24 protein-coding genes are annotated in these 23,155 nt (G+C 64.9%); 10 read left to right on the top strand and 14 right to left on the bottom strand.

The features are described from left to right. The first annotated feature begins 79 nt into the window (after positions 1-79). Complete coding sequence (locus tag KVT37_RS20730; protein ID WP_254634147.1) at positions 80-1,204, top strand: nitronate monooxygenase family protein; 1,125 nt, start codon at positions 80-82, stop codon at positions 1,202-1,204. A 33-nt stretch (positions 1,205-1,237) separates the two neighbouring features. Here KVT37_RS20730 and KVT37_RS20725 read toward each other — a convergent pair whose 3' ends face one another. The 4 genes from KVT37_RS20725 to KVT37_RS20710 all read right to left on the bottom strand — a co-directional run bounded on the left by KVT37_RS20725 (position 1,238) and on the right by KVT37_RS20710 (position 5,488). After that, positions 1,238-1,993 (bottom strand): ATP-binding cassette domain-containing protein, encoded by a 756-nt coding sequence (locus KVT37_RS20725; RefSeq protein WP_217576453.1) that lies wholly within the window; start codon positions 1,991-1,993, stop codon positions 1,238-1,240. Further along, positions 1,986-3,047 carry a ribose ABC transporter gene (locus KVT37_RS20720; RefSeq protein ID WP_217576451.1) on the bottom strand — a complete coding sequence of 354 codons (1,062 nt, stop codon included), beginning with the start codon at positions 3,045-3,047 and terminating at the stop codon, positions 1,986-1,988. Before KVT37_RS20720 ends, KVT37_RS20725 begins: the two co-directional genes overlap by 8 nt. 103 nt (positions 3,048-3,150) lie before the next feature. Then, entirely contained in the window at positions 3,151-4,128 is a 978-nt protein-coding gene (locus KVT37_RS20715) for an ABC transporter substrate-binding protein (protein ID WP_217576449.1), read from the bottom strand. Between the two features lie 451 nt (positions 4,129-4,579). Continuing rightward, positions 4,580-5,488: a sugar-binding transcriptional regulator gene (locus KVT37_RS20710; RefSeq protein WP_217576531.1), complete on the bottom strand. Its 909-nt coding sequence runs from the start codon at positions 5,486-5,488 to the stop codon at positions 4,580-4,582. Positions 5,489-5,754: 266 nt separating this feature from the next. Between KVT37_RS20710 and KVT37_RS20705 the strand changes: the two genes are divergently transcribed. From KVT37_RS20705 to KVT37_RS20695, 3 genes are all read left to right on the top strand, one after another. Beyond that, the gene (locus tag KVT37_RS20705; protein WP_217576447.1) at positions 5,755-6,660 is read left to right on the top strand and encodes a tagatose-bisphosphate aldolase; all 906 of its coding nucleotides are present in this window, start codon (positions 5,755-5,757) and stop codon (positions 6,658-6,660) included. Positions 6,661-6,813: 153 nt separating this feature from the next. Then, entirely contained in the window at positions 6,814-8,247 is a 1,434-nt protein-coding gene (locus tag KVT37_RS20700; RefSeq protein ID WP_217576445.1) for an ROK family protein, read from the top strand. A gap of 76 nt (positions 8,248-8,323) precedes the next feature. Then, positions 8,324-9,121: a class I SAM-dependent methyltransferase gene (locus KVT37_RS20695; protein ID WP_217576443.1), complete on the top strand. Its 798-nt coding sequence runs from the start codon at positions 8,324-8,326 to the stop codon at positions 9,119-9,121. Positions 9,122-9,136: 15 nt separating this feature from the next. Here KVT37_RS20695 and KVT37_RS20690 read toward each other — a convergent pair whose 3' ends face one another. Continuing rightward, positions 9,137-9,841, bottom strand: a complete 705-nt coding sequence (locus KVT37_RS20690; RefSeq protein ID WP_217576441.1) for a YafY family protein — start codon at positions 9,839-9,841, stop codon at positions 9,137-9,139. Positions 9,842-9,968: 127 nt separating this feature from the next. On the opposite strand from KVT37_RS20690, the gene KVT37_RS20685 reads away from it, so the two are divergent. Beyond that, positions 9,969-10,604, top strand: coding sequence for a LysE family translocator (locus tag KVT37_RS20685; protein ID WP_217576439.1), 636 nt, complete (start codon positions 9,969-9,971; stop codon positions 10,602-10,604). A 97-nt stretch (positions 10,605-10,701) separates the two neighbouring features. Here KVT37_RS20685 and KVT37_RS20680 read toward each other — a convergent pair whose 3' ends face one another. Next, positions 10,702-11,793: a 3-deoxy-7-phosphoheptulonate synthase gene (locus KVT37_RS20680; protein ID WP_217576436.1), complete on the bottom strand. Its 1,092-nt coding sequence runs from the start codon at positions 11,791-11,793 to the stop codon at positions 10,702-10,704. Between KVT37_RS20680 and KVT37_RS20675 the strand changes: the two genes are divergently transcribed. Then, positions 11,780-12,256: a hypothetical protein gene (locus tag KVT37_RS20675; protein ID WP_217576434.1), complete on the top strand. Its 477-nt coding sequence runs from the start codon at positions 11,780-11,782 to the stop codon at positions 12,254-12,256. The genes KVT37_RS20680 and KVT37_RS20675 overlap by 14 nt on opposite strands. Positions 12,257-12,288: 32 nt before the next feature. Here the strand turns inward: KVT37_RS20675 and KVT37_RS20670 are convergent, their stop codons facing one another. The 8 genes from KVT37_RS20670 to KVT37_RS20635 form a co-directional block, all read right to left on the bottom strand. Beyond that, positions 12,289-12,711: a type II toxin-antitoxin system VapC family toxin gene (locus tag KVT37_RS20670; protein WP_217576432.1), complete on the bottom strand. Its 423-nt coding sequence runs from the start codon at positions 12,709-12,711 to the stop codon at positions 12,289-12,291. Further along, entirely contained in the window at positions 12,708-12,974 is a 267-nt protein-coding gene (locus tag KVT37_RS20665; protein ID WP_217576430.1) for a type II toxin-antitoxin system prevent-host-death family antitoxin, read from the bottom strand. The genes KVT37_RS20670 and KVT37_RS20665 overlap by 4 nt, the downstream gene beginning before the upstream one ends. A gap of 137 nt (positions 12,975-13,111) precedes the next feature. After that, a complete protein-coding gene (locus KVT37_RS20660; RefSeq protein WP_217576428.1) occupies positions 13,112-13,906 on the bottom strand; it encodes an SDR family oxidoreductase in 795 nt (264 codons plus the stop codon). 83 nt (positions 13,907-13,989) lie between these two features. After that, positions 13,990-14,982 carry an inositol 2-dehydrogenase gene (gene iolG, locus KVT37_RS20655; protein WP_217576426.1) on the bottom strand — a complete coding sequence of 331 codons (993 nt, stop codon included), beginning with the start codon at positions 14,980-14,982 and terminating at the stop codon, positions 13,990-13,992. Positions 14,983-15,064: 82 nt separating this feature from the next. Continuing rightward, the gene (locus KVT37_RS20650) at positions 15,065-15,835 is read right to left on the bottom strand and encodes an ATP-binding cassette domain-containing protein (RefSeq protein WP_112097201.1); all 771 of its coding nucleotides are present in this window, start codon (positions 15,833-15,835) and stop codon (positions 15,065-15,067) included. Between the two features lie 2 nt (positions 15,836-15,837). Further along, entirely contained in the window at positions 15,838-16,914 is a 1,077-nt protein-coding gene (locus KVT37_RS20645) for an ABC transporter permease (protein WP_217576424.1), read from the bottom strand. Positions 16,915-17,105: 191 nt separating this feature from the next. Further along, on the bottom strand, positions 17,106-18,047 hold the full coding sequence (locus KVT37_RS20640; protein ID WP_217576422.1) for a sugar ABC transporter substrate-binding protein: 942 nt from the start codon (positions 18,045-18,047) through the stop codon (positions 17,106-17,108). 356 nt (positions 18,048-18,403) lie between these two features. Then, positions 18,404-19,435: a LacI family DNA-binding transcriptional regulator gene (locus tag KVT37_RS20635; protein ID WP_217576420.1), complete on the bottom strand. Its 1,032-nt coding sequence runs from the start codon at positions 19,433-19,435 to the stop codon at positions 18,404-18,406. A gap of 176 nt (positions 19,436-19,611) precedes the next feature. Here KVT37_RS20635 and KVT37_RS20630 point away from each other — a divergent pair, with 176 nt between their 5' ends. Genes KVT37_RS20630 through KVT37_RS20615 form a run of 4 tightly spaced genes read left to right on the top strand, consistent with a single transcriptional unit; the run spans position 19,612 to position 23,152 of the window. Continuing rightward, the gene (locus tag KVT37_RS20630) at positions 19,612-20,718 is read left to right on the top strand and encodes a fatty acid desaturase family protein (RefSeq protein WP_217576418.1); all 1,107 of its coding nucleotides are present in this window, start codon (positions 19,612-19,614) and stop codon (positions 20,716-20,718) included. Positions 20,719-20,757: 39 nt separating this feature from the next. Beyond that, positions 20,758-21,072 carry a MocE family 2Fe-2S type ferredoxin gene (locus KVT37_RS20625; RefSeq protein WP_217576416.1) on the top strand — a complete coding sequence of 105 codons (315 nt, stop codon included), beginning with the start codon at positions 20,758-20,760 and terminating at the stop codon, positions 21,070-21,072. A 5-nt stretch (positions 21,073-21,077) separates the two neighbouring features. Continuing rightward, complete coding sequence (locus KVT37_RS20620; RefSeq protein WP_217576414.1) at positions 21,078-22,307, top strand: NAD(P)/FAD-dependent oxidoreductase; 1,230 nt, start codon at positions 21,078-21,080, stop codon at positions 22,305-22,307. A 35-nt stretch (positions 22,308-22,342) separates the two neighbouring features. Then, entirely contained in the window at positions 22,343-23,152 is an 810-nt protein-coding gene (locus KVT37_RS20615; RefSeq protein WP_217576413.1) for a 3-methyl-2-oxobutanoate hydroxymethyltransferase, read from the top strand. The last annotated feature ends 3 nt before the right edge of the window (positions 23,153-23,155 follow it).

The following is a 23,155-nucleotide window of genomic DNA, read 5'->3' as shown; positions in this document are numbered from 1 at the left end:
GAACCCGCCCCGCTTCCCGCCGCTCGCACCCCCGTCCGCACAATTCCGGTGACCGGGCCTTGATACAGGCCTATGATGAATGGCGTACCTCGGAATCACGCCGATGTGGCCGAACCGTCGTCTATGCGATCTGTTGAAGATCGAGCATCCGATCATCCAGGCTCCGATGGCTGGCTCGGCAACACCGGAACTCGCGGCGGCGGTGAGCAACGCCGGCGGGCTAGGGTCGCTCGGCTGCGCGTCGATGCTGCCGGATGGCCTGCGCAACGTCGCGCGCCTGCTGCGCGCCTCGACCGGGCGGCCGTTCAACCTCAATTTCTTCGTTTTCCCCAGACCCAGCACCAGCGATGCCGCGCTGGCGCGGGCCATCGACAGGCTGCGGCCCTATTACAGGGAGCTTTCGCTCGGCGAGCCGCCGGCGAGGCTTCCTCCGCTCGGGCCGGGCTTCGACGACGAAAAGCTTGATCTGGTGCTCGAGATCCGGCCGTCGGTCGTGAGCTTCCATTTTGGCATTCCGGACGCGGCCAAGGTCGACAAGCTGAAGCGGGCCGGGATCGTCGTCATCAGCACCGCGACAAATACCGCCGAGGCACGCGTGCTCGCCGAAGGCGGAGCCGACGCGGTCATAGCCCAGGGTTGGGAAGCAGGAGGTCACCGGGGTTCGCACGCGCCCAATGGCCTTGGCGACGGTGTTGGAACAATGGCGCTGGTTCCCCAGATCGTGGATGCCGTCAAGCTCCCGGTCATTGCCGCCGGAGGCATTGCCGACGGCCGAGGCATAGCGGCCGCCTTCGCGCTCGGCGCCAGCGGCGTGCAGATCGGCACCGGATTTCTGTCCTGCGACGAGGCCGGAACGGACGCGCCGCGCCGCGCCCTGATCCGCTCCGCGACGGATATGGACACGATGGTCACCGATGCCTACTCGGGCCGCGCCGCGCGGGCGAAACGCACACGCTACGCCCTGGAGATGGAGGAGATCCGAACGCGCCTTCCGGATTTCCCGCAAATGTTTGCGCTGAGCAACCCGCTTGGCGATGCCGGCCATGCGCGGGGCCGCGAGGACTTCGCCTTCCACCTCTATGGGCAGGCGGCGCCGTTGAACAGGGAGCTCCCGGCGGCCGAACTGATGCGGACGCTTGTCGCCGAAGCGAGAGGCATATTCGCCGCGCTGTCGGCACCAGCCGGCGGCGGGGGGCGTTCATAGAGGGGTGTAGTGGGGCGGACGGATCGTCCGCCCTTATCCGCCGACCATCAGCTTGACGACCTCGTCGTGATTGGTCTCGGCGATCTTGCGCTCGCCGGCCTGGACGCCGCGCCGCAGCACCACGATACGGTCGGAGACGGCGAAGATGTCCTGCAGATTGTGCGAGATGAAGATCACGCCGCGCCCTTGCGCCTTGAGCTGGTGGATCAGCGAGATCACCTTGCGCTGCTCGGGCACGCCGAGGGCCGCGGTCGGCTCGTCCATGATCAGGATCTGGGCGTCCCAGTAGACGGCGCGGCCGATGGCGACGGCCTGGCGCTGGCCGCCGGAGAAATTGCTGACCGGAGCCTCCAGCCGGCTGACATGGAAGTCGAGCCGGCTCATCGTTTCCTTGGCCGCCGCCGCCATTCGCTTGCGGTCCAGCACCGGCAGGAAGCCGAAGGCTTTGCGCATCGGCTCGCGGCCGAGGAAGATGTTGGCGCCGATCGACAGGTTGTCGGCAAGCGCGAGGTCCTGGTAGATCGTCTCGATGCCCTTCTCGCGCGCCTCCTGCGGCGTCGAAAAGCTCACCGGCTGGCCCCTGAGCAGGATTTCGCCGGCCGTCGGCTGGTAGACGCCGGATATCGCCTTGATCAGCGTCGTCTTGCCGGCGCCATTGTCGCCAGCCAGCGCCACCACCTCGCCCGGGCGCACCGCCATGGAGAAGTCGCTCAGCGCGCGCACGGCGCCAAAGTGCTTGGAAAGGTTCCTGACCTCGAGAAGAGGCGCGGTCTGCTCGGCGTTAGTCATCCTGGCGGGCTCCGCTGAACCGGCGCTGAGCCTGGTCGATGAGGACGGAAATGATGATGACGACGCCGACGGCGATGAACTGCCAGAACGGCTCGACATTGACGAAGACCAGCCCGTACTGGATGACCGCGATCACCAGCGCGCCGGCCACCGTGCCGAGAATGGTGCCGGAGCCGCCGAACAGGCTGGCGCCGCCGATGACCACGGCCGCGACGCTGTCGAGCAGCAGCGGCTCGCCGGCCTGGGCCGCGCCGGCGGTGAAGCGCGCGGCATAGAGCGCGCCGCCAAGGCCGGCGCACATCGCCGACAGGACATAGAGGCGCAATATGTGATCCTTGATGTCGATGCCGGCGCGGCGCGCCGCCTGGATGTTGGCGCCGATGGCGTAATTGTGCTGGCCGAACCGGGTCTGGCTCAGCACATAGTGCATCACGATGACGAAGATCGCGGTGATGATGACGAGGTAAGGCACGCCGTAGAGCTTGCCGTTGCCCAGCACCGCGAACCAGGAATTCTGCACTGGCACCGTGGTGCCGCCGGCCATCAGATAGGCAGCGCCGCGCGCCACGCCGAACATGCCGAGCGTGCCGATGAAGGGCGGGACCTTGAGGCGCGAGATCAAAAGGCCGTTGATGACGCCAGGCACGCCGGCGACGATCACGGCGACAAGAATGCCGGCCAGCATCGCCAGCGGCAAGGGAATGGCGGCGCCCGCCATGTTGGTGGCATGCGCGGCGATGACGGCGGCGAGCCCCATGATGAAGCCGAGCGACAGATCGATGCCGCCCGAAATGATGACGAAGGTCTGCCCGGTCGCCAGCAGCAGCGGCGCCACGGCGAAGATGGCGATGGACTGCACGTTGAACGGGTTGAGCACGAAGGTGGCGCCGAAGGCGAAGCGGGACCAGACCTCGAAGCAGATGATCAGGCCGGCAAGGAAAAGCCAGGCACGCCCTTCTGCGATCCTGCGGACCAGGCTCTTGGCCGTATCGCTGTGGTCGGCCTGAGGGGCAACATGCTTTTCGGCCTGCTGGGCTGGTGATGTCGAGGTCATGAACGCTCCGTCACGGGGCTTCCTTCGAACAGGATTCCGGTTGCCGCCGGAATCCGGCGCAAACCTCCTCCCGGCGGACCGGGAGGAGATCAGCCGTCAGGGCTCACTCGGAGTAAAGGTACTTCGAGATGTTCGGGTCGGCGATGTTGGACTTGTCCATGATCGTGAAGCCGGTGCCGATCGAGACCGGGATCGAATGTCCCGTCAGATGGGCATAGGCCGAAACGACGCCATAATAGCCGATCTCGGCCGGATGCTGGGCGATCGCCACGTCGACCAGGCCGGTGTTGATGTTGTCGACGATGCTGGTCGGCGCGTCGAAGGCGACCACCTTGACGGTGCCCGTCTGCCCGGCCTGCTTGACGCCGTTGGCGGCGCCCAGCGCCGAGAACAGATTGGCGCCGAACACGCCGACGAGATCGGGATTGCGCGCGAACACCGCCTGCAGCTGCGAAGCCGCCTTGTTGGCGTCGTCGTCGTTGAACTGCGTCTCCAGCACGGTGATGCCGGGGTGCTTGGCCATTTCCTGCTTGAAGCCTTCCTCGCGCTGGTCGGTGGTCGAGATGCCGGGCTTGACGTTGGAGACATAGACCTTGCCCTTGTCGCCGATGGACTTGGCGAGCGCCCGCGCCGCGATCTCGCCGCCGAGCACGTTGTCGGAGGCGATGTAGGCGAGCGGGAAGTCGGCGTCGCCGGCGCCGGTCTGGTAGGCGCCGGTGCCGATGAAGGTGTCGACGGTGATCACCGGGATGCCGGCATCATTGGCCTTGCGCAGCGGCTCGACCAGCTGGACCTTGTCGGTCGGCGCGATCAGGATCGCGTCCGGCTTCTTGGCGATGACGGCGTCGAGCACCGGAACCTGCGTCACCGGGTTGAAGTCGGGCGCGCCCTGGAAGACCAGGTTCACGCCGAGCGCGTCGGCCGCCGCCTGCGCGCCCTTGCGCATGGTGATGTAGAAGCCGTCGGTGGTCAGGCCCGGGATGAGGGCGATGGTGTATTTCTTGTCCTCGGCGTGGGCGGGCGCGATCAGCGCCGATGCCGAAACGGCGAGCACCGCAAGCGCGGCAACGATCTTCCTCATAAACTCCTCCTCAAGATGTTGGCAGATGTACGGTTGACGCTGGATGGTCTGTTGCCGTTGCGGGGCGGCCTTCCTCCTCAGCGCCCGGTCGTTGGTTCAGCCGGCCGAAACCGGCCGTTTTAGTGTCGCCGGCCTCGTTGCCTGCCTCCGCAGGATCCGGAAAACCGCGCCGCTCGGCGCGCCTCCGCGCCAAGTCGGCAACGTTGTAACACTTTGCTGAAATAAATTGCAAGAAGGTCTTGGGCAGGCCGAACCGCCGCTACTTCCCGACCGGACAAGCATCGTCTGCTCCGCTGAGCCCCGCGCGAGCGACTATCGCGCCAAGCCGTCGCCGGCACAATGGGAGATTTCCGCGGCGACTGCGCCTGTTCGGGGCGGCAGCACCTCGATGGCAGGTTCTGGAAATGTGCGGAACGAGTTCCGTCTGGAACCCAATCAAGAAATGGGATGCTCAGTTGCCCTGGTTGAGCCGCTCCAGGATGGCCTGCGCCGTCTTGGTGTCCGTGACCAGCGCGCTGATCAGCCTGGCGCGGGCCGCGCCGATGATGGCCTTGGCCTTCTCGGGCCCGGAGGCGACGCCGATCACCAGCGGAACGGCGCGGAGCTGATCGGGCGACATGGCGATCATCCGGCTCTCGCCTTCCCAGGAGATGAGGGCGCCGTCGGCATCGAAATAATGCCGGAGCACGTCGCCGGCGGCCTGCACCAGGGCCTGCTCGCTCAGCGTGGCGGCACTTGCCTCCGGCGCATTGATGGCATGCGGCAGACCGACGCCGACGATAGCGATGTCGGTCCGGTCCCAGAGCGCCACGGCGTCGTGTATGGCCGCATCGGCAAGAAAGACCTCGCGCAATTCGCTGGACGGCAGATAGGGCGCGTGGATGAAATGCGGCGTTCCGCCGAACTCCTCGGCCGCCAGCCGCACGAACTCGTTGATCTGGAAATGTGGCGCCTGTTGCTGCATGCCGCCGGTGGCGGCGACCGTCAGCACGCCGGGAATGCGCGGCAGGCCGGCGCGGATCACCTCGCGGATGGCGCGGCCCCAGCCGATGGCCACCACCGAGCCGGCCGAAAGTTCCGCCTGCTTGAGCAAGCCGCCCAGCGGCGCCGCGAGCGCCGTCAGCGCGCCCGCCGCCGGGGTCTCGACGATGGCGGCATCGCGCAGCCCGAGCCCCTCGACCAATTGCGTTGTGACCGCCTCGGGCGTGACGATGTCGAGCACCTCGATGCGCACGATGCCCTCGGCTCGCGCCCGCTGCAGAAGCCGCGAAATGGTGGCGGTGGAAACGCCAAGCCGGCGCGCGATATCGACCTGCGACATCTCCGCTTCATAATGCAGCTTGGCGACCATGTGCAGCATCGTGCGCGATGCGGTCGCGTCCTGTATGGGAGGCACAGACAGCTTGCAATTCCTTTCAGCAATGTGTTACAGGCCTGTCGACCGATGGGAGTTATCGCCCAAATTCGGCAAACCCGCAACTTGGGGCCGCTCCTTCGGCACGCTGTTTCGCCCGTCGCGGCAGGCGCGCCGGAACAGTGAAGCTTGCGGCCCCGGGACAGGCAAAAGGCACCTCCAAGGACAGCGCGTCCCGATGCGTAGGATGCGCCGAGATCGGACAGATGACCATGACCAAGATGACCACCGCGGAACTGCGCGGCTACCAGCAGATTTGCGGCAAGGACGGGGCCATGATGGCCATCGCCTGCGACCAGCGCGGCGGCATGCGCACGCTGCTCGCGTCGGACCCGGCCGAGCAGGCGGCAATCACCAACGACATGCTCGGCGACACCAAATCCGACATCACCCGATATCTCGCCAGCGAGGCGTCCTGCGTGCTGCTCGACCCGCTCTGCGCGGTGCCGCGTGTCGTCGACGAAGGCGTGCTCAACCGCGACACGGCACTGCTCATCGGCCTCGATGCCTCGGGCTATGACACCTCGCCGGAAGGCTATCGGCTGTCGCGCCTGGTGCCCGGCATCGACGCGCGCCGCGTGCGCGAGCTGGGCGGCACCGGTGGCAAGATCATGGTGTATCTGAGGGCCGACCGTGCCGAAGCGAACGGGCACAACATCGCGATCCTCAGGCAATGCATCGCCGACTTCGCCAAGGAGGATCTTCTGCTCGTCGTCGAATTCCTGACCTATCAGCTCGAAGGCGAAAGCGCCGAGGATTATGCCGCCAGGATCCCTTCGCTGGTCGAGGAAGGTACCCGAATTTCGCTGGACTGCGGCGCCAAGGTGCTGAAGTTGCCTTATCCCGGAACGCCCGAAGCCTGCGCCAACATCACCAGGATCGCCGGCGACGTGCCGTGGGCGGTGCTGTCCGCAGGCGTCAACCATGCGACCTTCCTCGGCCAGGTCGAGATCGCCATGAAGAACGGCGCCTCGGGCGTGATCGCCGGCCGCTCGCTGTGGAAGGACTGCATCTCGCTCGACCGCGACGTCCAGCGCGAGAAGCTCAAGACCATCGCAGTTTCCCGTTTGCGGGAAATTCAGGCGGTGATCGGCAACTACCGCCGCAAAGCTGCCTGAGGTGATTCAGGTGAGGCCGGCCTGCAAACGCCGGTTTCCTGCGCTTCCGGTGCTCACGTACTTTGAGTACGCTCCGCTCCGGTTCTCGAAAACCGCCGTTTTCGGCTCGGCCTGACCTGAATCACAGGTCGGCGCCAGACAGTACGGGACGTCATGCCACACAAATCGATGGCCATAGGGATCGATATCGGCGGCACCAACCTGCGTGCCGCATTGATCTCCGCCTCAGGTGAAATTGTCAGGCGCGTCTCCGAGAAGAGCGCGCCCGATCCGGAACTGGTGCTCGGCCGCATCGCCGATATGGTGCGCCGGCTGGACGGACCGCAGGTCGCGGCCATCGGCGTTGGCGTTCCCGGGCGTGTCGATGCCGAAAATCGTGCGGTGCTTTCGGGCGGCTATGTCGATCTTGCTTCGGTTGCCCTGGCGCATCGGCTGGAAAGCATGGCCGGCAAGCCTGTCGTCATCGACAATGACTGCAACATGGCGCTGGTCGCCGAAATGGCGCTGGGCACTGCCTCCGGCCATGGCAATGTCGTCATGTTCACCATCGGCACCGGCATCGGCGGCGCGGTGGCGGAAGGGCGGCGTATCGTACGCGGCAGCGCGACGGCGGGTCAGCTCGGCCATATCGGTGTCGAGCTCGACGGCGAAGTCTGCAAATGTGGCCGGCGCGGCTGCGTCGAAACCGTGAGCTCGGGCACCGCGCTCGGCCGTCACATCGCGCGCGCCGGTCTTGGTCCGGACGTCTCGGTCGACCAGCTCTTTGCCCGCGCCGCAGCCGGCGACGCGACGGCGCGCGGCATACTGGACGCCTGGGCGCGGCCGCTGCGTGCCGCGATCGACACGGCGGTCGCCATGTTCAACCCGGAGCTTGTGCTGCTCGGCGGCGGCCTTGGCGAGGCCGCGCATAGAGCGCTTGCCGATCTTCCGGCGCTGGCGCCCTGGTATCAGGCGACGGTCCAGCCGGCGCAGCTCGGCGACGATGCCGGCGTCATCGGCGCTGGCCTGCAGGCGCTCGCGGCTGTGCTTCCCAAGGCTTCGACCCGGCCGGCCACCGGCCGGCGCGCGGTGCTGGTCAACGGCATTCCGGCCTCCGGCAAGAGCACGGTCGCGCGCGGCATTTCCGAACGCATGGGATGGCCCCTGCTCGCGCTCGACACCATCAAGAACCCGTTCCTCGAAGCGCTGGGCGGCGCGGACCGCGAATTCAACCGCACGCTCGGCCGCGCCAGCTATGCCGCCATCTGGTCGGTGGTCGGCGAAGCGCCCGCAGGCGCCACTTTCGTCGTCGATGCCTGGTTCGGCTTCCAGCGGCGCGAGCTGCTGGAGGAGCATCTCGCCCGCGCCGGCGTCGGCCAGACCGCCGAGATCTGGTGCCATGCGCCGGGCGAGGCGCTGGCCGAACGCTACCGCGCCCGCCTCGACCAGCGCCTGCCGGGACACCCGGGCGCCGCCTACATCCCCGAGCTGGTGGAACTGGCCAAGCGCGCCGAGCCGCTCCGGCGCGGCCCGCTGTTCGACGTCGACACGACCAAGCCGATCGATTTCGAGGCGATCACCGACTGGCTGCGCGAGGTGATGGTCTAAGACCCGGACCCTCGTCCCTCGCTTGGCATCGAACCCGCCACGGGTTAGCCTGAGCTCCAGCGAAGGGGAGGGTTCGATGACATCAAGCTTCACCGTTCACGCGGCGTCCGGCTATGAGCAGCTGATGGGGCGCTGGAGCCGAAAGCTCGCGCCGCTGTTCATCGATTTTGCCGGATATGGCGCCGACGAAAAGGTCCTGGACGTTGGCTGCGGCACCGGCAGCCTGACCTTCGAGCTGGCAAAATCCGCCGATATCGCCGAAATCCAGGCCATCGATTTCTCAGCCGTCTTCGTCGAGGCGGCCAGGCAACGCAACACCGATCCGCGCATCACCATCAGCCAGGCCGACGCCACGGCGCTGCCATTCGCGGACGCCGCGTTCGACCGTGCCCTGGCGCTGCTGGTGCTGCACTTCGTTCCGGAAGCCGGCAAGGCGGTGGCCGAGATGCGCCGCGTGACGCGGCCGGGCGGCGTGGTGGCGGCCGTGGTCTGGGATCATTATGGCGGCATGACAGGCATGCGCATGATGATCGACACGGTGGCGGCGCTCAGCGAAAGCGGGCGCCAGATGCGCAGCCGCTATTGCTTCCAGCCGATGATGCAGCCGGGCGAGATGAAGCGGACCTTTGTCGAACAGGGTCTCACCGACGTCACCGAAACCGAGCTGATGATCCGCATGGATTACCAGAACTTCGACGACTTCTGGGCGCCGATCGGCGCCGGCGAAGGCCCGCTCGGCAGATACATGACTCTGAACGCGGCCGAGCGGGAGCGCGTCGAGGCCGCCGTTCGCGATGCCTATCAGGCCGGCCGGCCCGATGGCCCGCGATCCTTCGCCAATGTCGCCTGGGCCTGCCGCGGCATCGTGCCCTGAGATTCGGGCGGCGCCTCAGTTGCCTGCCGCGGATCCGGCATTGATCTCCCAGCCGTCGACCCAGACCTGCCGCAGCCGGTCGCCTTCGCCCTTGAACCACAGGCCGGCCGGCCGGCAGTCCTCGATGCGGTCGCTGCGGAAATTGCGGATGGCCTGGCGCAGTTCGCACCAGGCGACGATGTTGGCGGTCTCGGCATAATAGATCAGCGCGACCGGACGGACGATGCGTTCAGTCATCCGCCCCGCCTCGTCGCGATAGGACAGGCTGAGCTTCTCCTCATCGCGGATGGTTCGACGGACCAGCGCGAGATCAACGGCGGAGGCGGAAGGCGCGGCAAACCCCCAGGCATGCAGCGCATTGGCGTCCAGCGTCTGCCGCAAGGGCGGCGGTACCGCGCCGGCGATCTTGGCGCCGACGCGTTTTGCCGCCTGCTTCAGCTCGTCGTCGCCGGTGCGTTCGAGCAAGGCCAGCGACAAGACGATCGCCTCCATCTCCTCGATGGAAAACATCAGCGGCGGCAGGTCGAAGCCGGGGCGCAATATATAGCCGATGCCGCGCCCGCCCTCGATCGGCACGCGCATCGCCTGCAGGGCAGCGATGTCGCGATAGACCGAGCGCACCGTCACTTCCAGCCGCTCGGCGATGGTCGCAGCCGTCACCGGCCCCCTGGCCAGCCGCAGGATCTGGATGATCTCGAACAGGCGCGAGGCCTTGCGCATTTTTCACACCCGGCAGAAACGCAACTGACACATCCCCGTCAGTTGGGGTGACCTATAGGGCCGCCTACGCGCTTGAAAATCAACAGATTCCTTTTGGGTGCGGCGAGTGAGGCAACAGGCAACTGACATGAGCTATGGCGAAAACCTCTGGCTCTTCTTCGTGCTTCTGTTCGGCATCATCGCCGTTCCGGGCATGGATATGCTGTTCGTGCTGGCCAATGCGCTGACCGGCGGCAGCAATCGAGGTCTCGCGGCGACCGCCGGCATCATGCTGGGCGGCGCGGTGCACACGCTGAACGGCGCGATCGGCGTCGGCCTGCTCATGCATTTCGTGCCGATGCTGTTCACGCCGCTGCTGGTCGCCGGCGCCGCCTACATGGCCTATATCGGTATCTCGCTGATGCGCAGCTCCATCACCGTTGGCGGTGACGGACCCTCAGGCAGCCGCTCGGCCTGGAAGGCGTTTCGGCAAGGCATGCTCACCTGCCTGATCAACCCGAAGGCCTATCTCTTCATCATCGCCGTCTATCCGCAGTTCCTGAAGCCGGCCTACGGTCCGATCTGGATGCAGGCGACCATCATGGGATTGCTGACCCTCGCCACGCAGGCGGCGATCTATGGCGGGCTCGCCGTCACAGCCGGCCGCAGCCGAGGGCTGCTGGTCGACAATCCGCAAGCGACCATCATCGCTGGACGCGCCGCCGGGCTGCTGCTGTTCGCCGTTTCGATTTTCACCGCCTGGGAAGGGTTGAGGGCGGCGTGAGCCTCAAAGAACCCACGCCGCGTTTCTTCACGCCCCTCATCCGTCTCGGCGCTGCGCGCCGAGCCACCTTCTCCCGCAAGGGGAGAAGGAAGAGGGCTCAAGCCGCGCCCTGACGGCTGGCGAGCATTTCGCGCTTCACGGACCGGCGCCATTCGACGGCGCCGGCGAGGCCGTGCAGCACCGTCTCGGTGGTCGCCCAGTCGATGCAGCCGTCGGTGATGCTCTGGCCGTAGGTGAGTGGCTTGCCGGGCACCACGTCCTGCCGGCCGGCGACGAGATTGCTCTCGATCATGACGCCGATGATGCGCTCGTCGCCCGCCGCGACCTGACCCGCCACATCGGCCGCGACCTTGGGCTGGTTCTCCGGCTTCTTGGCGCTGTTGGCGTGGCTGACATCGATCATCAGCCGCGGTGCGATGCCGATACGGCCAAGCTCGATAGACGCAGCGTCGACGCTTGCCACGTCGTAGTTGGGCTGAACGCCACCGCGCAGGATGACATGGCAGTCCTCATTGCCGGTGGTCGCGGCGATCGCGCTCCGGCCGCCCTTGGTCACCGCCATGAAATGATGCGGTTGCGCGGCCGACTTCACCGCTTCGGCGGCGATCCTGAGGTTACCGTCGGTGCCGTTCTTGAAGCCGACCGGGCAGGACAGGCCCGACGCCAGTTCGCGATGGATCTGGCTTTCGGTGGTGCGCGCGCCGATGGCGCCCCAGGCGACGAGGTCGGCGATGTATTGCGGAATGGTCATGTCGAGGAACTCGGTCGCCGCCGGCAGACCGAGATTGTTGACGGCCGCGAGCACGTTGCGCGCCATGCGCAAGCCCTTCTCGATGTTGAAGCTGCCGTCGAGGTCGGGATCGTTGATCAACCCCTTCCAGCCGACCGTGGTGCGCGGCTTCTCAAAATAGACGCGCATAACGATCTCGAGCCGGTCGGCCAGGGCTTCGCGCAGCGCCGCCAGACGGCTGGCATAGTCAACGGCCGCGACCGGATCGTGGATGGAACAAGGGCCGACAATGACGACCAATCGGTCGTCGACGCCGGTCAAGATCGAGTGGATGGCGTTGCGCGAAGCGGCAACGGTACGCGTCGCGGTGAGTGAGCGCGGTATCTCGCGCATCACCTCGTCGGGCGTGCTCAAGGCTCTGATTTCGGTGACCCGAAGGTCGTCGGTGGTGGTCAACACGGCTTTCTGCTCCTGGTTAGGAGACCTGCCGGCTGAAACAAAAAAGCCGCCAGGTCTGGCGGCTTGTCGGATTTTTGATCTGCAATCTTCAGATCGAGCGCAATCCTCCCGCCGCCAGCGAGCTGCTAAAGTACCAATAGGTGGCGGACAGGTTGATCATGCGGCTCATATAGTCGATGCGAAGGCGGTTGTCACGTGTCTGATGACGCTACGCATTGTCCCAGTCAGCGATGTGATCTTGGCCCTGGGGAAACCAGATACCGCGCCGAAGCCAGTTGGCCCCACCCAAATTGGGTATCACGTGATTCTGATCGAGATCGTTCATATTCTTGATGATCTCGATGCTGACTGCTTTTTTGGATGGGAAGGCAAGCGCGAACAGTTGCAGCGCGTCGCCTTCCGACCGCGCAGTGACGCCAACGCCAAGATGACCGCTTATCGTGATCCAATATGGATGCATTGAGACGTCCACTTGTGACTATGGCAGCGCGGTGGTCATGCAGTCCAGGGATCGAAGAGTTCGATTCCAAAGCCTTCGAAATCCCTCGTGTTGCGCGTTGCCAAGGTAAGTTGTTGCGCAATCGCGGTGGCTGCGATCATCCCATCCATCGAGGACAGACCGCGTCCGCGGCGCTTGGCAAGGCCCATTAGGTCGCCCCAAGCTAAGGCAACGGCTTCGTCCACCGGCAAAACCCTCTGCTCGAAGCGCTGCGGCAGATCGTGGGCAAGCCATTCAGCCAGCGCGTCTCGTTTGCGGCCCTCGTCCATGAGAGCAACGCCGCGCCGGATCTCGGCGATCGACACGACACTGATGAAGGAGCGGTCCTCATCGAGTCCATCCAGCCAATTTAGAACGCGTGCGTCCGGCGCCGGTCTTGTCACCTCGGACAGGACATTCGTATCGAGCAGCAGCCTCACAGCGGCAGATCACGCGGTTCGTCGCGTTGACGCTCAAGGTCCAGATCGGAGCCGCGCAGCGGCGAGTCCAGCAGGAATTCCGCAAGCGTACCCTTGCGCGCGGTCTTTCGCTGCCATTCCTCGGCCGAGACGACAACCACACTTGGCTTGCCGTTTCTGGTGATCGTCTGAGGCGAAGACTGCGCCCGCTCAATCACCTCCGACAGCCGGGCTTTTGCCCCGGCCACCGTCCAATTCTTATCGTCCTTGGGCTCGGGTCGCATAGCAATCTCATGACTATTCTGACCATCTTGACTATATGGTAATGGCGATGTCGCGGCAACAGCAAAAGCGCGCGGGTTTTCGGAACCCGCGCACTTTGGCCGCCGATCCGCACCGGCGTGAGACTACCCGGCTGCCCCTACTCGCCGATCACCCCAGCGATGTTCTGATCATAGTCAACCAGCGAGCCGGTCATGACACCAGCCTGCGGGCTGATCATATAGGTGATCAGCCGGGCAAGCTGGGCCGGCTTGACCAATTGGCCCATCGGCTGCGAGGCCTCGGCCTTTGCCAGCCAGTCGTCGGGCGCGTCGTGCCATTTCTTCTGCACGATGTCCTCGCCCTCGGTGTCCATCCATCCCGGCAGCACGGCGTTGCAGCGGATGCGGTTCTTCCGGTAGGCGCTGGCGACATTCTTGGTAAGCGTCATCAGCGCGCCCTTGCTGGTCGAATAGGGCGTCAGGAAGGATTGGCCGGCATGCGCCGACATCGACAGCACGTTGACGATCGAGCCCGGCGCCTTGCGCTCCAGGAGATGCGCGACGAGGCCCTGCATCAGGAAGAACGGGCCGCGCACATTGGTGTCGAAGATCTGGTCGAAGACCTCTTCCGTCGTTTCGATCAGTGAGCCGCGCGCCGAGGTGGCGGCGGCGTTGACCAGCGCGTTCAGCGTGCCGAAATGCGCAAGCGCCGTTGCCATGGCGCGCTTGCAGTCGGCGACCTTGGCGACATCGGCGCTGATGAAGATCGCGTCGACGCCGCTCTTCTTCAGGGCCACGACCGCCTTGTCGCCCTTCTCCTGCGAGCGGCCGATCAGCGCCAGCGCGCGGCAGCCCTCGTCGGCAAGTGCTTCCGCAACGGCGAAGCCGATGCCTTGCGCGCCGCCGGTGACGATGGCGCGCGTTTGTGAATTGCGACCGGCCAAACCGCTCATCGCTTTGCTCCTTGGTTACGTTCCAATGGTCCAGGTGTGTTGAGAGTCAGGTCAGGCTTGCCCTCACCTGAATATCGATGCAGCTAGTCGACGCGTATGGTCTTGCCCGTCGTCGCCGACTTCAGCGCCGCGTCGGCCAGCTTGAGCGCGATCAGCCCGTCCGTGCCGCTCGGCAAGGCCTTCTTGCCGGCCGCCTTGGCGGCGATGAAGGCCGCGATCTCGTTGGCGTAGGCGTCGATGTAGCGGGTCATGAAGAAGTCGTGCAGCGGCGGGCGGGTGTAGCCCTTGTCGTTGGCAAGCTCGATCGATACCGGCCGCTGGTTCTCGGCCGCGACCATGCCTTTCGAACCATGCACCTCGATGCGCTGATCATAGCCATAGGTGGCACGGCGCGAGTTGGAGATGACGGCCTGCTTGCCGGACGCGGTCTCGAGGATGACGCTGACCGAATCGAAGTCGCCGGCTTCGCCGATCTTCTTGTCGACCAGCACAGAAGCGTGGGCGCTGACGGCGACGGGTTCTTCACCCAGCAGGAAGCGCGCCATGTCGAAATCATGGATGGTCATATCGCGAAAAATGCCGCCGGAGCGGGCGATATATTCGAGCGGCGGGGCGCCGGGATCGCGCGACGTGATGGTGACCATCTCGACGGTGCCGATGGCGCCGTCGTCTATCGCCTTGCGCACGGCGGCGAAATGCGGGTCGAAGCGGCGGTTGAAGCCGACCATCAGCGTGGCCTTGGTCTTCTCGACCGTGGCCAGGCATTTTTCGACACGCTTGACGCTAAGATCGATCGGCTTCTCGCAGAAGATCGCCTTGCCGGCCTTGGCGAAGCGCTCGATCAGATCGGCATGGGTGTCGGTCGGCGTGCAGATGATGACGGCGTCGATGTCCCCGGACTTCTCGATGAAATCGATCGTGCGCACTTCGGCGCCGTAGGCGGAGGCCAATTCCGTCGCCGCTTTCTCGAAGGCATCGGCCACGGCCACCAGCTTAGCCTGCGGGTTGGAGGCAACGGCGCGAGCATGCACCTTGCCGATGCGGCCGGCGCCGAGAAGAGCGAAACGCAGTGTCATGGAATGTCCTTCGAGGATGGTTTTTACAGGCATGTCCGCGCCGGCCGGCGCGGACGATTGGTTGATCCCGTCGTGGCGCCCGTCAGGCGGCCTGCAGTTCCGCCTGACCGGTCTTGGCGCCGGTGATGTAGGCGACGATGTCGTTGCCGTCGGTGTCCTGCTTGCGCAGATTGGCGACGATCTTGCCGCGGCGGAAGACGACGATGCGGTCGACCAGGTCGAACACCTGGCGCATGTTGTGGCTGACCAGGATCAGCGGCTCGCCGTTCTCCTTCAGCGTGCGGATGATGTTTTCGACCTGCGCGGTTTCTTGCACGCCGAGTGCCGCCGTCGGCTCGTCCATGATGATCAGCTTGGAGGCGAAGGTCGCGGTCCTGGCGATCGCCACGCACTGACGCTGGCCGCCCGACATGTGGCGGATGGTGCTGGAGAGGTTCGGGATCTTGACCGCAGTGCGGACAAGCGCTGCCTCGGTCGCCTTGCGCATCGCCTTGCGGTCGAGGATGGAGAACGGGCCGAGATTGAACAGCACCTTCTCGCGGCCGAGGAAGAGGTTCGACGGCACGTCGAGATCGTCGGCCAGAGCGAGGTTCTGGAACACGGTCTCGATGCCAGCCTCGCGGGCTTCGATCGGGCCGGAGAAATTCACCTCCTTGCCGTCGAACCAGATCTTGCCGTCGGTGCGCTGCTCGACGCCGGTGATCTGGCGCACGAAGGTCGACTTGCCGGCGCCGTTGTCGCCCATGATGGCGACATGCTCGCCCTTGCGCAGCTCGAAATTCGCCTCCTGCAGCGCGTGCACGCCGCCATAGTGCTTGGTAAGGTTTTCGGTCTTCAGAACGATGTCGGACATGTTCAAGCTCCTATCGCACGGCGGCGCTGGCGCCATTGATCGAGAACGACCGCGCCGACGATGATCACGCCCTTGACCATCTCCTGATAGTAGGCGTCGAGGCGCAGGAAGGTGAAGCCGGAAATGATGACGCCGAAGATCAGCGAACCGATCACGGTGCCGATGATCGAACCGCGGCCGCCCGACAGCGAAACGCCGCCGATGACCGCCATGGCGATGGCGTCGAGCTCATACATCACGCCCATGCCGGACTGAGCCGTGAGGTTCTTGGAGCAGAGCACGACGGCGGCGAGCGAGGCCAGAATGCCGGCGATGACGTAGACCAGGACCTTGTGGTTGGCGATCTTGATGCCGGACATGCGCGCGGCATCTTCGTTGGAGCCGATGGCGTAGCAGTGCTTGCCGTATTTCGTGTAGGTCAGGATCAGCTGGAACAGGATCGCCAGCGAAATGAAGATGATGACAGGCATCAGGCCCTTGCCGATGGCCGCGAAACCTTCGGTCGGAAACGAGATCGGCTCACCCTTCGACCACCATTTGGCGATGCCGCGGGCGGTGACCATCATGCCGAGGGTGGCGATGAAGGGCGGGATGCGCGTGTAGGCGATCAGCAGTCCGTTGACCAAGCCGGCGATCAAGCCGCAGGCCACGGCGACAAACAAAGGCACGATGACCGGGAGGTCGGTCCAGCCATAGGCAAGGAACATGGCCTTGGGGTTGGGGTTGCCGTTGACCGTCGCCACCTGCGCGAAACTCATGGCGATCATGGCGGTAGCGCCGACGACAGAGCCGGAGGACAGGTCGATACCGCCGCAGATGATGACCTGGGTGACGCCGATGGCGATGATGCCGACGATCGACACCTGCAGGATGATGATCTGCAAGCGCTGCTCGTTGAAGATCGCGTCGACGTTCGGACGCGTGTTGAACAGGAAACTGTCGCCGAGGAAGATCCTGCCAATCAACTCGAACAGGCCAACCAGGATCACGAGCGCCAGGAGAACGTTGAATTCGGCGGGCCAAGGGCGCTTCTTGGCATCATAGGTGAGCCCACCAACGCCATGCGATGTCTGTGCCACGTTCTTCTCCTCCGAGTGACCGCGCCCGTTCTCCCGCCCGGTCAGGCGGGAGAGGAACAGGGCGGCGCCGCTTCGCAAGCAGCCGATTTCAGCCAGTCCGATGCGTCGCGGCACCACTCCGCGATTTGTCTACACCCAACTCCATCCAGGAAAACCGCTGCACGGTTTCCTGGAATTGCGTCGGCGCGACCTCAGTTCTTCTTCAAGAACTTGTCGATGTTGGCCGGCGTCACGAGCTGGAAGGGGATGTAGACCTTATGATCCACCTTCTCGCCCTTGGCGAGCTTCAGCGCGGCGTCGAGCGCACCGGCGCCCTGGCCGGCAGCGTCCTGGAAGACGGTTGCGTCGAGATCGCCGGCCTGCATGGCGGCCAGCGCATCCTGGGTGGCGTCGACGCCACCGACGACAACCGACTTCATGTCGATGTTGGCGGCCTTCATCGCCTGGATGGCGCCGATGGCGCTTTCGTCGTTGTTGGCGATGACGCCGTCGAACGGCTTGCTGGTCGACAGCCAGTTGGTCATCAGGTTCTGCGCCTGGTCGCGCTGCCAGTTCGAGGTCTGCTTGTCGATGATCTTGATGAAGTTGCAGTCCGGCGTGGCGATGACTTCGTCGATGTCCTTGGTGCGCTGCACCGCGGCCTGGTTCGACAGTTCGCCCATGATCACATAGACATTGGCTTCCTTCTTGCCGGCTTCCTTGAACAGACGGCAGACCTCCTTGGTCTCGAGCGTGCCGGAATCGGCTTCGTTCGAAGCGACGAAGGCCTGGTTGTCAGGCAGCGAGTTGACGTTGACCGGCTCGCGGTTGACGTAGACCAGCGGAATCTTGGCCGCGGCGGCCGCGTCCGACATCGCCTGCGTGGCCGAGGTGTCGACCGGGTTGACGATGATGGCATCCACGCCCGAAGCGGCGAAGTTCTTGATCTGGTCGAGCTGCTTGGCCACGTCGTTCTGCGCGTCCTCGACCTGCAGCTCGACACCGCTCATGCCCTTGGCCTGGGCGATCATGCCGTTGCGCAGCACGGTCAGGAAGTTGTCGTCGAAGCGCGCCATCGACACACCGATTTTGGCGGCGAAGGCGGATGAACACATCAGCGCCGAAAGCGCGACGCCCAAAAGCAGTTTCTTCATTTTAACTCTCCTCCACTTGGTGTCCGGCTGCACCTATTGAACCGGAATCCCCGGTTTGCCCGGAGAATCTCTCCCTGCGGCCATGCGGCGTTGCCAGTCGATGGAACGCCTCGTCCTCCCGTTCGAACAGACATTCCGGAACGAAAGAACCAAAAAGCCTAGTTAGTGAAATATTTATTCCATTTCGTTTTGGAAACGTCAAGGGCGATTCCGACCGGGGCAGCCGGTTTTTCGATCACTATCGACGTCACGAAGGCCAAGACCGTCGAAATTTACGCCGGAACGAGGATCAACCGTGATGAAAGAATCCATCAGCCTGATGGATTACATCACACGGGTTTACGCACGCTCGGTGCCTAGATGTTTTCCGGCAGATAGATGTCGAAGGGCAGGAAGGTCTGTCCCGGCGCGTTGGCGGCGCCGCTTTCGATGGCATGCGCCATCAGCCCGAGTAATTCCCGGCAGAGCGCGGCAAGCGGCGTCGAGATCACCATGGTGAGGATGTTGTCGGCAAGTGCGGCGCGCGAGACGGCGTTGATCTCGTTGCAGATGACGACCGGCATTTCGACCGGGTTCGCAATCCTCAGCGCCGAGACCGCGCCTTCCATGCCGCCGCCGGCGACATAGCAGCCGGCAAGATCGGGATGGCGCGCCAGGAGATCGAGCATGGCGTCATGCGTCACGTCATTGGCCTCGAGGTTGACCAGCGTCTCCATCACGGTGAAATCCGGCGCATGCTCGCGGAAGAAAGAGCGGAAGCCGATCTCGCGCAGCTCATGGCCGTGGAAGCGATGGCTGCCGACGAACAGCGCCACCTTGCCGGGCTTCCTGGCGGTCTTGGCGATCATCCAGGCAGCGCTGCGCCCCACCTTGCGGTTGTCGAGCCCGACATAACCCTCGCGGATGCCGGCGGCAAAGTCGGACAGCAGCGAGAAGACCGGCTGCCCCCTCGCCTTCAGCGTCTCCACGACCGCCGTCAGGTTGGGATGGTCCGGGCCGACAACGGCGATGGCCCTCGATTTCGCCGCCAGCTTGCGCATCTGGGCGGCGATCTCGTCCGGCGCCAGGGAAGCGGCGAACTCGACGGTTGCAACGCCGCGGAAGCGCTGCGACTGGGCGACCGCCAATTCGAGCTCCCTGGCGAAATCGCCATAGAAGACATCATTTCCCCTGAGCAGCAGGAAGCCGAGCCGATATTCCGGCAATTCCTGGCGCATGCGCTGCTTGATCAGCCCGGCAGCGTGGTAGCCGATCTCGGTCGCGGCGTCGTAGACGCGGCGCGCGGTTTCCTCGCGCACCGGCAGGCGGCTGTTCAGCACCCGGTCGACGGTGGCGACGCTGACGCCCGAGACGCGCGCCAGATCGGTGATTGTCGGCCGCTTTGCCATGAGTGACGCTCCATCGCCCAACCCGACTCAGGATAACCCATCCTGATAGGAAATGATAGAAACTATCTTTGTGACGTTGAGACTATCAGCCCTTGCGGCTATGGTGAAGCTGAAAGTCGGCGATGCGCGAGCCCCACGCGGTGGAGCTGCCAGCGAGGCGCTGATGGAGGAACCCAATGACCGCAATCACGTCTTCGGCAGCGTCGGCGCGCGACTACAGCCTGACCGGGCGAGACGCCAGGCTCGCGGTCGAGAACGGGCTTTCGGCGGCCGAGTGGTATCATACCGACATCCCGCGCAAGCAGATGAAGGAGCTGATGCAGCGTTCCGACCAGCCGGCGATCCGCGACACCATCATCTGGCTGGCCGCATTCGCCGTCAGCGCCGCGGGCGGCATCTGGTTCTGGGGCAGTTGGTGGTGCGTGCCGTTCCTGTTCGTCTATGGCACGCTCTACGGCTCCTCGACCGATTCCCGCTGGCACGAATGCGGCCACGGCACCGCCTTCCGCACGCAGTGGATGAACGATGCCGTCTACCAGCTCGCCTGCTTCATGATCATGCGCAATCCGGTGACCTGGCGCTGGAGCCATACGCGCCACCACACCGACACCATCATCGTCGGCCGCGACCCGGAGATCGCCGTCATGCGGCCGCCGGACCTGCTGCGCGTCGTGCTCAACTTCTTCGGCATTCTCGATGTCTGGCATGCGATGGCCGACATGGTGCGCAACGCCGCCGGCGTCATCAGCGCGGCGGAAAAGACCTTTATTCCCGAGCAGGAGCAGCCGAAGGCGATCCGCGTAGCCCGTATCTGGCTGGCCATTTATATCGCGACCATTGCATTGGGGCTCTATCTGCATTCGTGGCTGCCGCTGATGCTTGTCGGCCTGCCCCGTCTCTATGGCGCCTGGCATCACGTCATGACCGGCCTGCTGCAGCATGGCGGCCTCGCCGACAATGTCATCGACCATCGGCTGAACAGCCGCACGGTTTACATGAACCCGGTCAGCCGCTTCATCTACTGGAACATGAACTACCATGTGGAGCATCACATGTTCCCGATGGTGCCCTATCATGCGCTGCCGAAGCTGCATGAGATGATCAAGCACGATCTGCCGGCGCCGACGCCCTCGATCCTGGCCGGCTACCGCGAAATGATCCCGGCCTTCCTGCGCCAGCTGCGCAACGAGGATTATTTCCTCAAGCGCGCGCTGCCGCCGACGGCGAAGCCCTACCGGGAAGAATTGCACAACGACCATCCGGTGGCGGCGGCGGCCGAGTGAGCGGCCCAGCCAGCTGACCATGAATTTTTGGAGGACGAGATGAGCGACTGGGTCGAGGCCTGCGCGGCCGGGGATATCGATGAAGAGGACGTGATGCGGTTCGACCATGCCGGCCGCACCTTCGCCATCTACCGCAGCCCGGACGACGAGTATTTCGCCACCGACGGCCTGTGCACGCATGAAAAGGTGCATCTGGCCGACGGGCTGGTGATGGACGACATCATCGAATGTCCGAAGCACAATGGCCGCTTCAACTACAAGACCGGCGACGCCCGCGGCGCCCCGGTCTGCGTCAATTTGAAAACCTACCCGGTCAGGGTCGACGCCGGAAAAGTCCTCATTCAGGTCGGGTGACGACGATGACGGGAGGAATGGTGATCATCGGCGCCGGCGAATGCGGCGGCCGCGCCTCGCTTGCGCTGCGCGATCTCGGTTATGAAGAGCCGGTGGTGCTGGTCGGCGACGAGCCGCATCTGCCTTATGAGCGGCCGCCGCTGTCGAAGGAGGCCATGACCGGCGAAGCCCCGGTCATCAAGGCGATCGCCACCGACGAACTCTTCGCCGAACGCTCGATCCGGCACATCCATTCCGTCCGGGCCGTGGCCATTGACCGGGCCGCACACCAGGTGCGGCTGTCGGACGGTTCTTCGCTTACCTATGACAGGCTGCTCATCGCCACCGGCTCGGTGCCGCGCAAGCTGCCGATGCCGGGGCTGGACGGACGCTGCGTTTATCTCAGAACCTTCAACGATGCGCTGGCCATCCGCGCCCATCTCAGCGCCGGAAACCGCGTCGCCATCATCGGCGGCGGGTTCATCGGCCTCGAATTGGCGGCTTCGGCGCGCAAGCTCGGTGCCGCCGTCACCGTCATCGAGGCGCAGCCGCGCATCCTGATGCGCGGCGTGCCGGCCGAGATCGCCGAGATCATCCACAAGGCGCATGAGGCCGAGGGCGTTTCGATCCGTACCGGCCAGGGCATCACGGCGATTGCCGACGATGGCTCGCAAGTTCGTATCACGCTTGGCGATGGACAGGAGGTTGTCGCCGATCTTGCTGTGATCGGCATCGGCGCCGTGCCGGTGACAGCGCTCGCCGCCGAGGCGGGGCTCGCCATCGACAACGGCATCGCCGTCGATGCGACGCTGCGCACCGCCGATCCGGATATCTTCGCCGCCGGCGATTGCTGCTCGTTCCCGCTCGCCGTCTATGGCGGACGGCGCGTGCGCCTCGAGGCCTGGCGCAACGCCCAGGAACAGGGGGCGCTCGCCGCCAGGAACATGCTGGGCGCCAATGAGGCGCATGCCGCCGTGCCGTGGTTCTGGTCGGATCAGTACGGCCTCACGCTGCAGATCGCCGGGCTTTCGGACGAGGGCCGCGCGATCGTCCGGCGCGACCTCGACGACGGCGCCTTCATCCTGTTCCATCTGGCCGAGGACGGCAGGCTGGTCGCCGCCAGCGGCATCGGCCCCGGCAATGCGGTGGCGCGCGACATCCGCCTGGCCGAAATGCTGATCGCCAGGCGGGCGACACCGTCGCCGGAAGCGCTGGGCTCGCAGGCGGTCAAGCTGAAATCGCTGTTGGCGGCGTAGTCCGCCTCCAACCCGGCATTAAGGGATCAAGAGATATGGCACGCAGCAGACCGACCGTCGCCGATTTGCGATCGCTGAAGGGCAAGCGGCAGCTTTCCAAGCTGCGCGTCTTCTCGCTGGAAGAGGCCGAGGCAGCCGAACGCGCCGGCATCGACCTCATCTCGGTTCCCTATGATGTGATGCTCGATCCGCGCTTTCGCGACGCCGCGCCCACCTGCTTTGCCATTCCCGGCGATGAACGCATCAAGCTCGGCGCCACCACGAACGAAATCCTGCGCATGGCGGTGAAACTGCGCGCGGCAAGCGCCGATGCCATGTATTGCTCGGCCAGCCTGCAGACGATCCGCCGCCTGCGCGACGAGCACATTCCGGTCTGCGGTCATGTCGGCCTGATCCCGGCGCACGCGACCTGGACGGGCGGCTTCAAGGCGGTCGGCAAGACCGCCGAAAGCGCTACCTTCGTGTGGAAGCAGGTCAAGGACCTCGAAGCGGCTGGCGCCTTCGCCGCCGAGATCGAAGTGGTGCCGGCCGGCGTCGCCGCGGCGATCTCGCGGCGTACGCCGCTGATCATGATCTCGATGGGCGCAGGCACCGGCTGCGACGCGCAATATCTGTTCTCGGAAGACGTGCTCGGCTCCAATCGCGGCCGCTATCCGCGCCATGCCAAGCGCTACCGCGACTTCACCGCAGAGTTCGATCGGCTCCAGAACGAGCGCATCGCCGCCTTCCGCGAATATGCCGACGACATCCAGTCAGGCGCCTATCCGGAGCCGCGACACATCGTCGAGGCGGACCCGGAGGAAATGCGCAAATTCGAAGCGTATCTCGCCTCGGAAGGCTATTGAGCC

The sequence above is a fragment of the Mesorhizobium sp. GbtcB19 genome, from assembly GCF_019091085.1.
In the GTDB taxonomy this organism is placed as follows: domain Bacteria; phylum Pseudomonadota; class Alphaproteobacteria; order Rhizobiales; family Rhizobiaceae; genus Mesorhizobium.
Note: the sequence above shows the minus strand (reverse complement) of the source record. Positions and strands in the feature narration are given on the sequence as shown.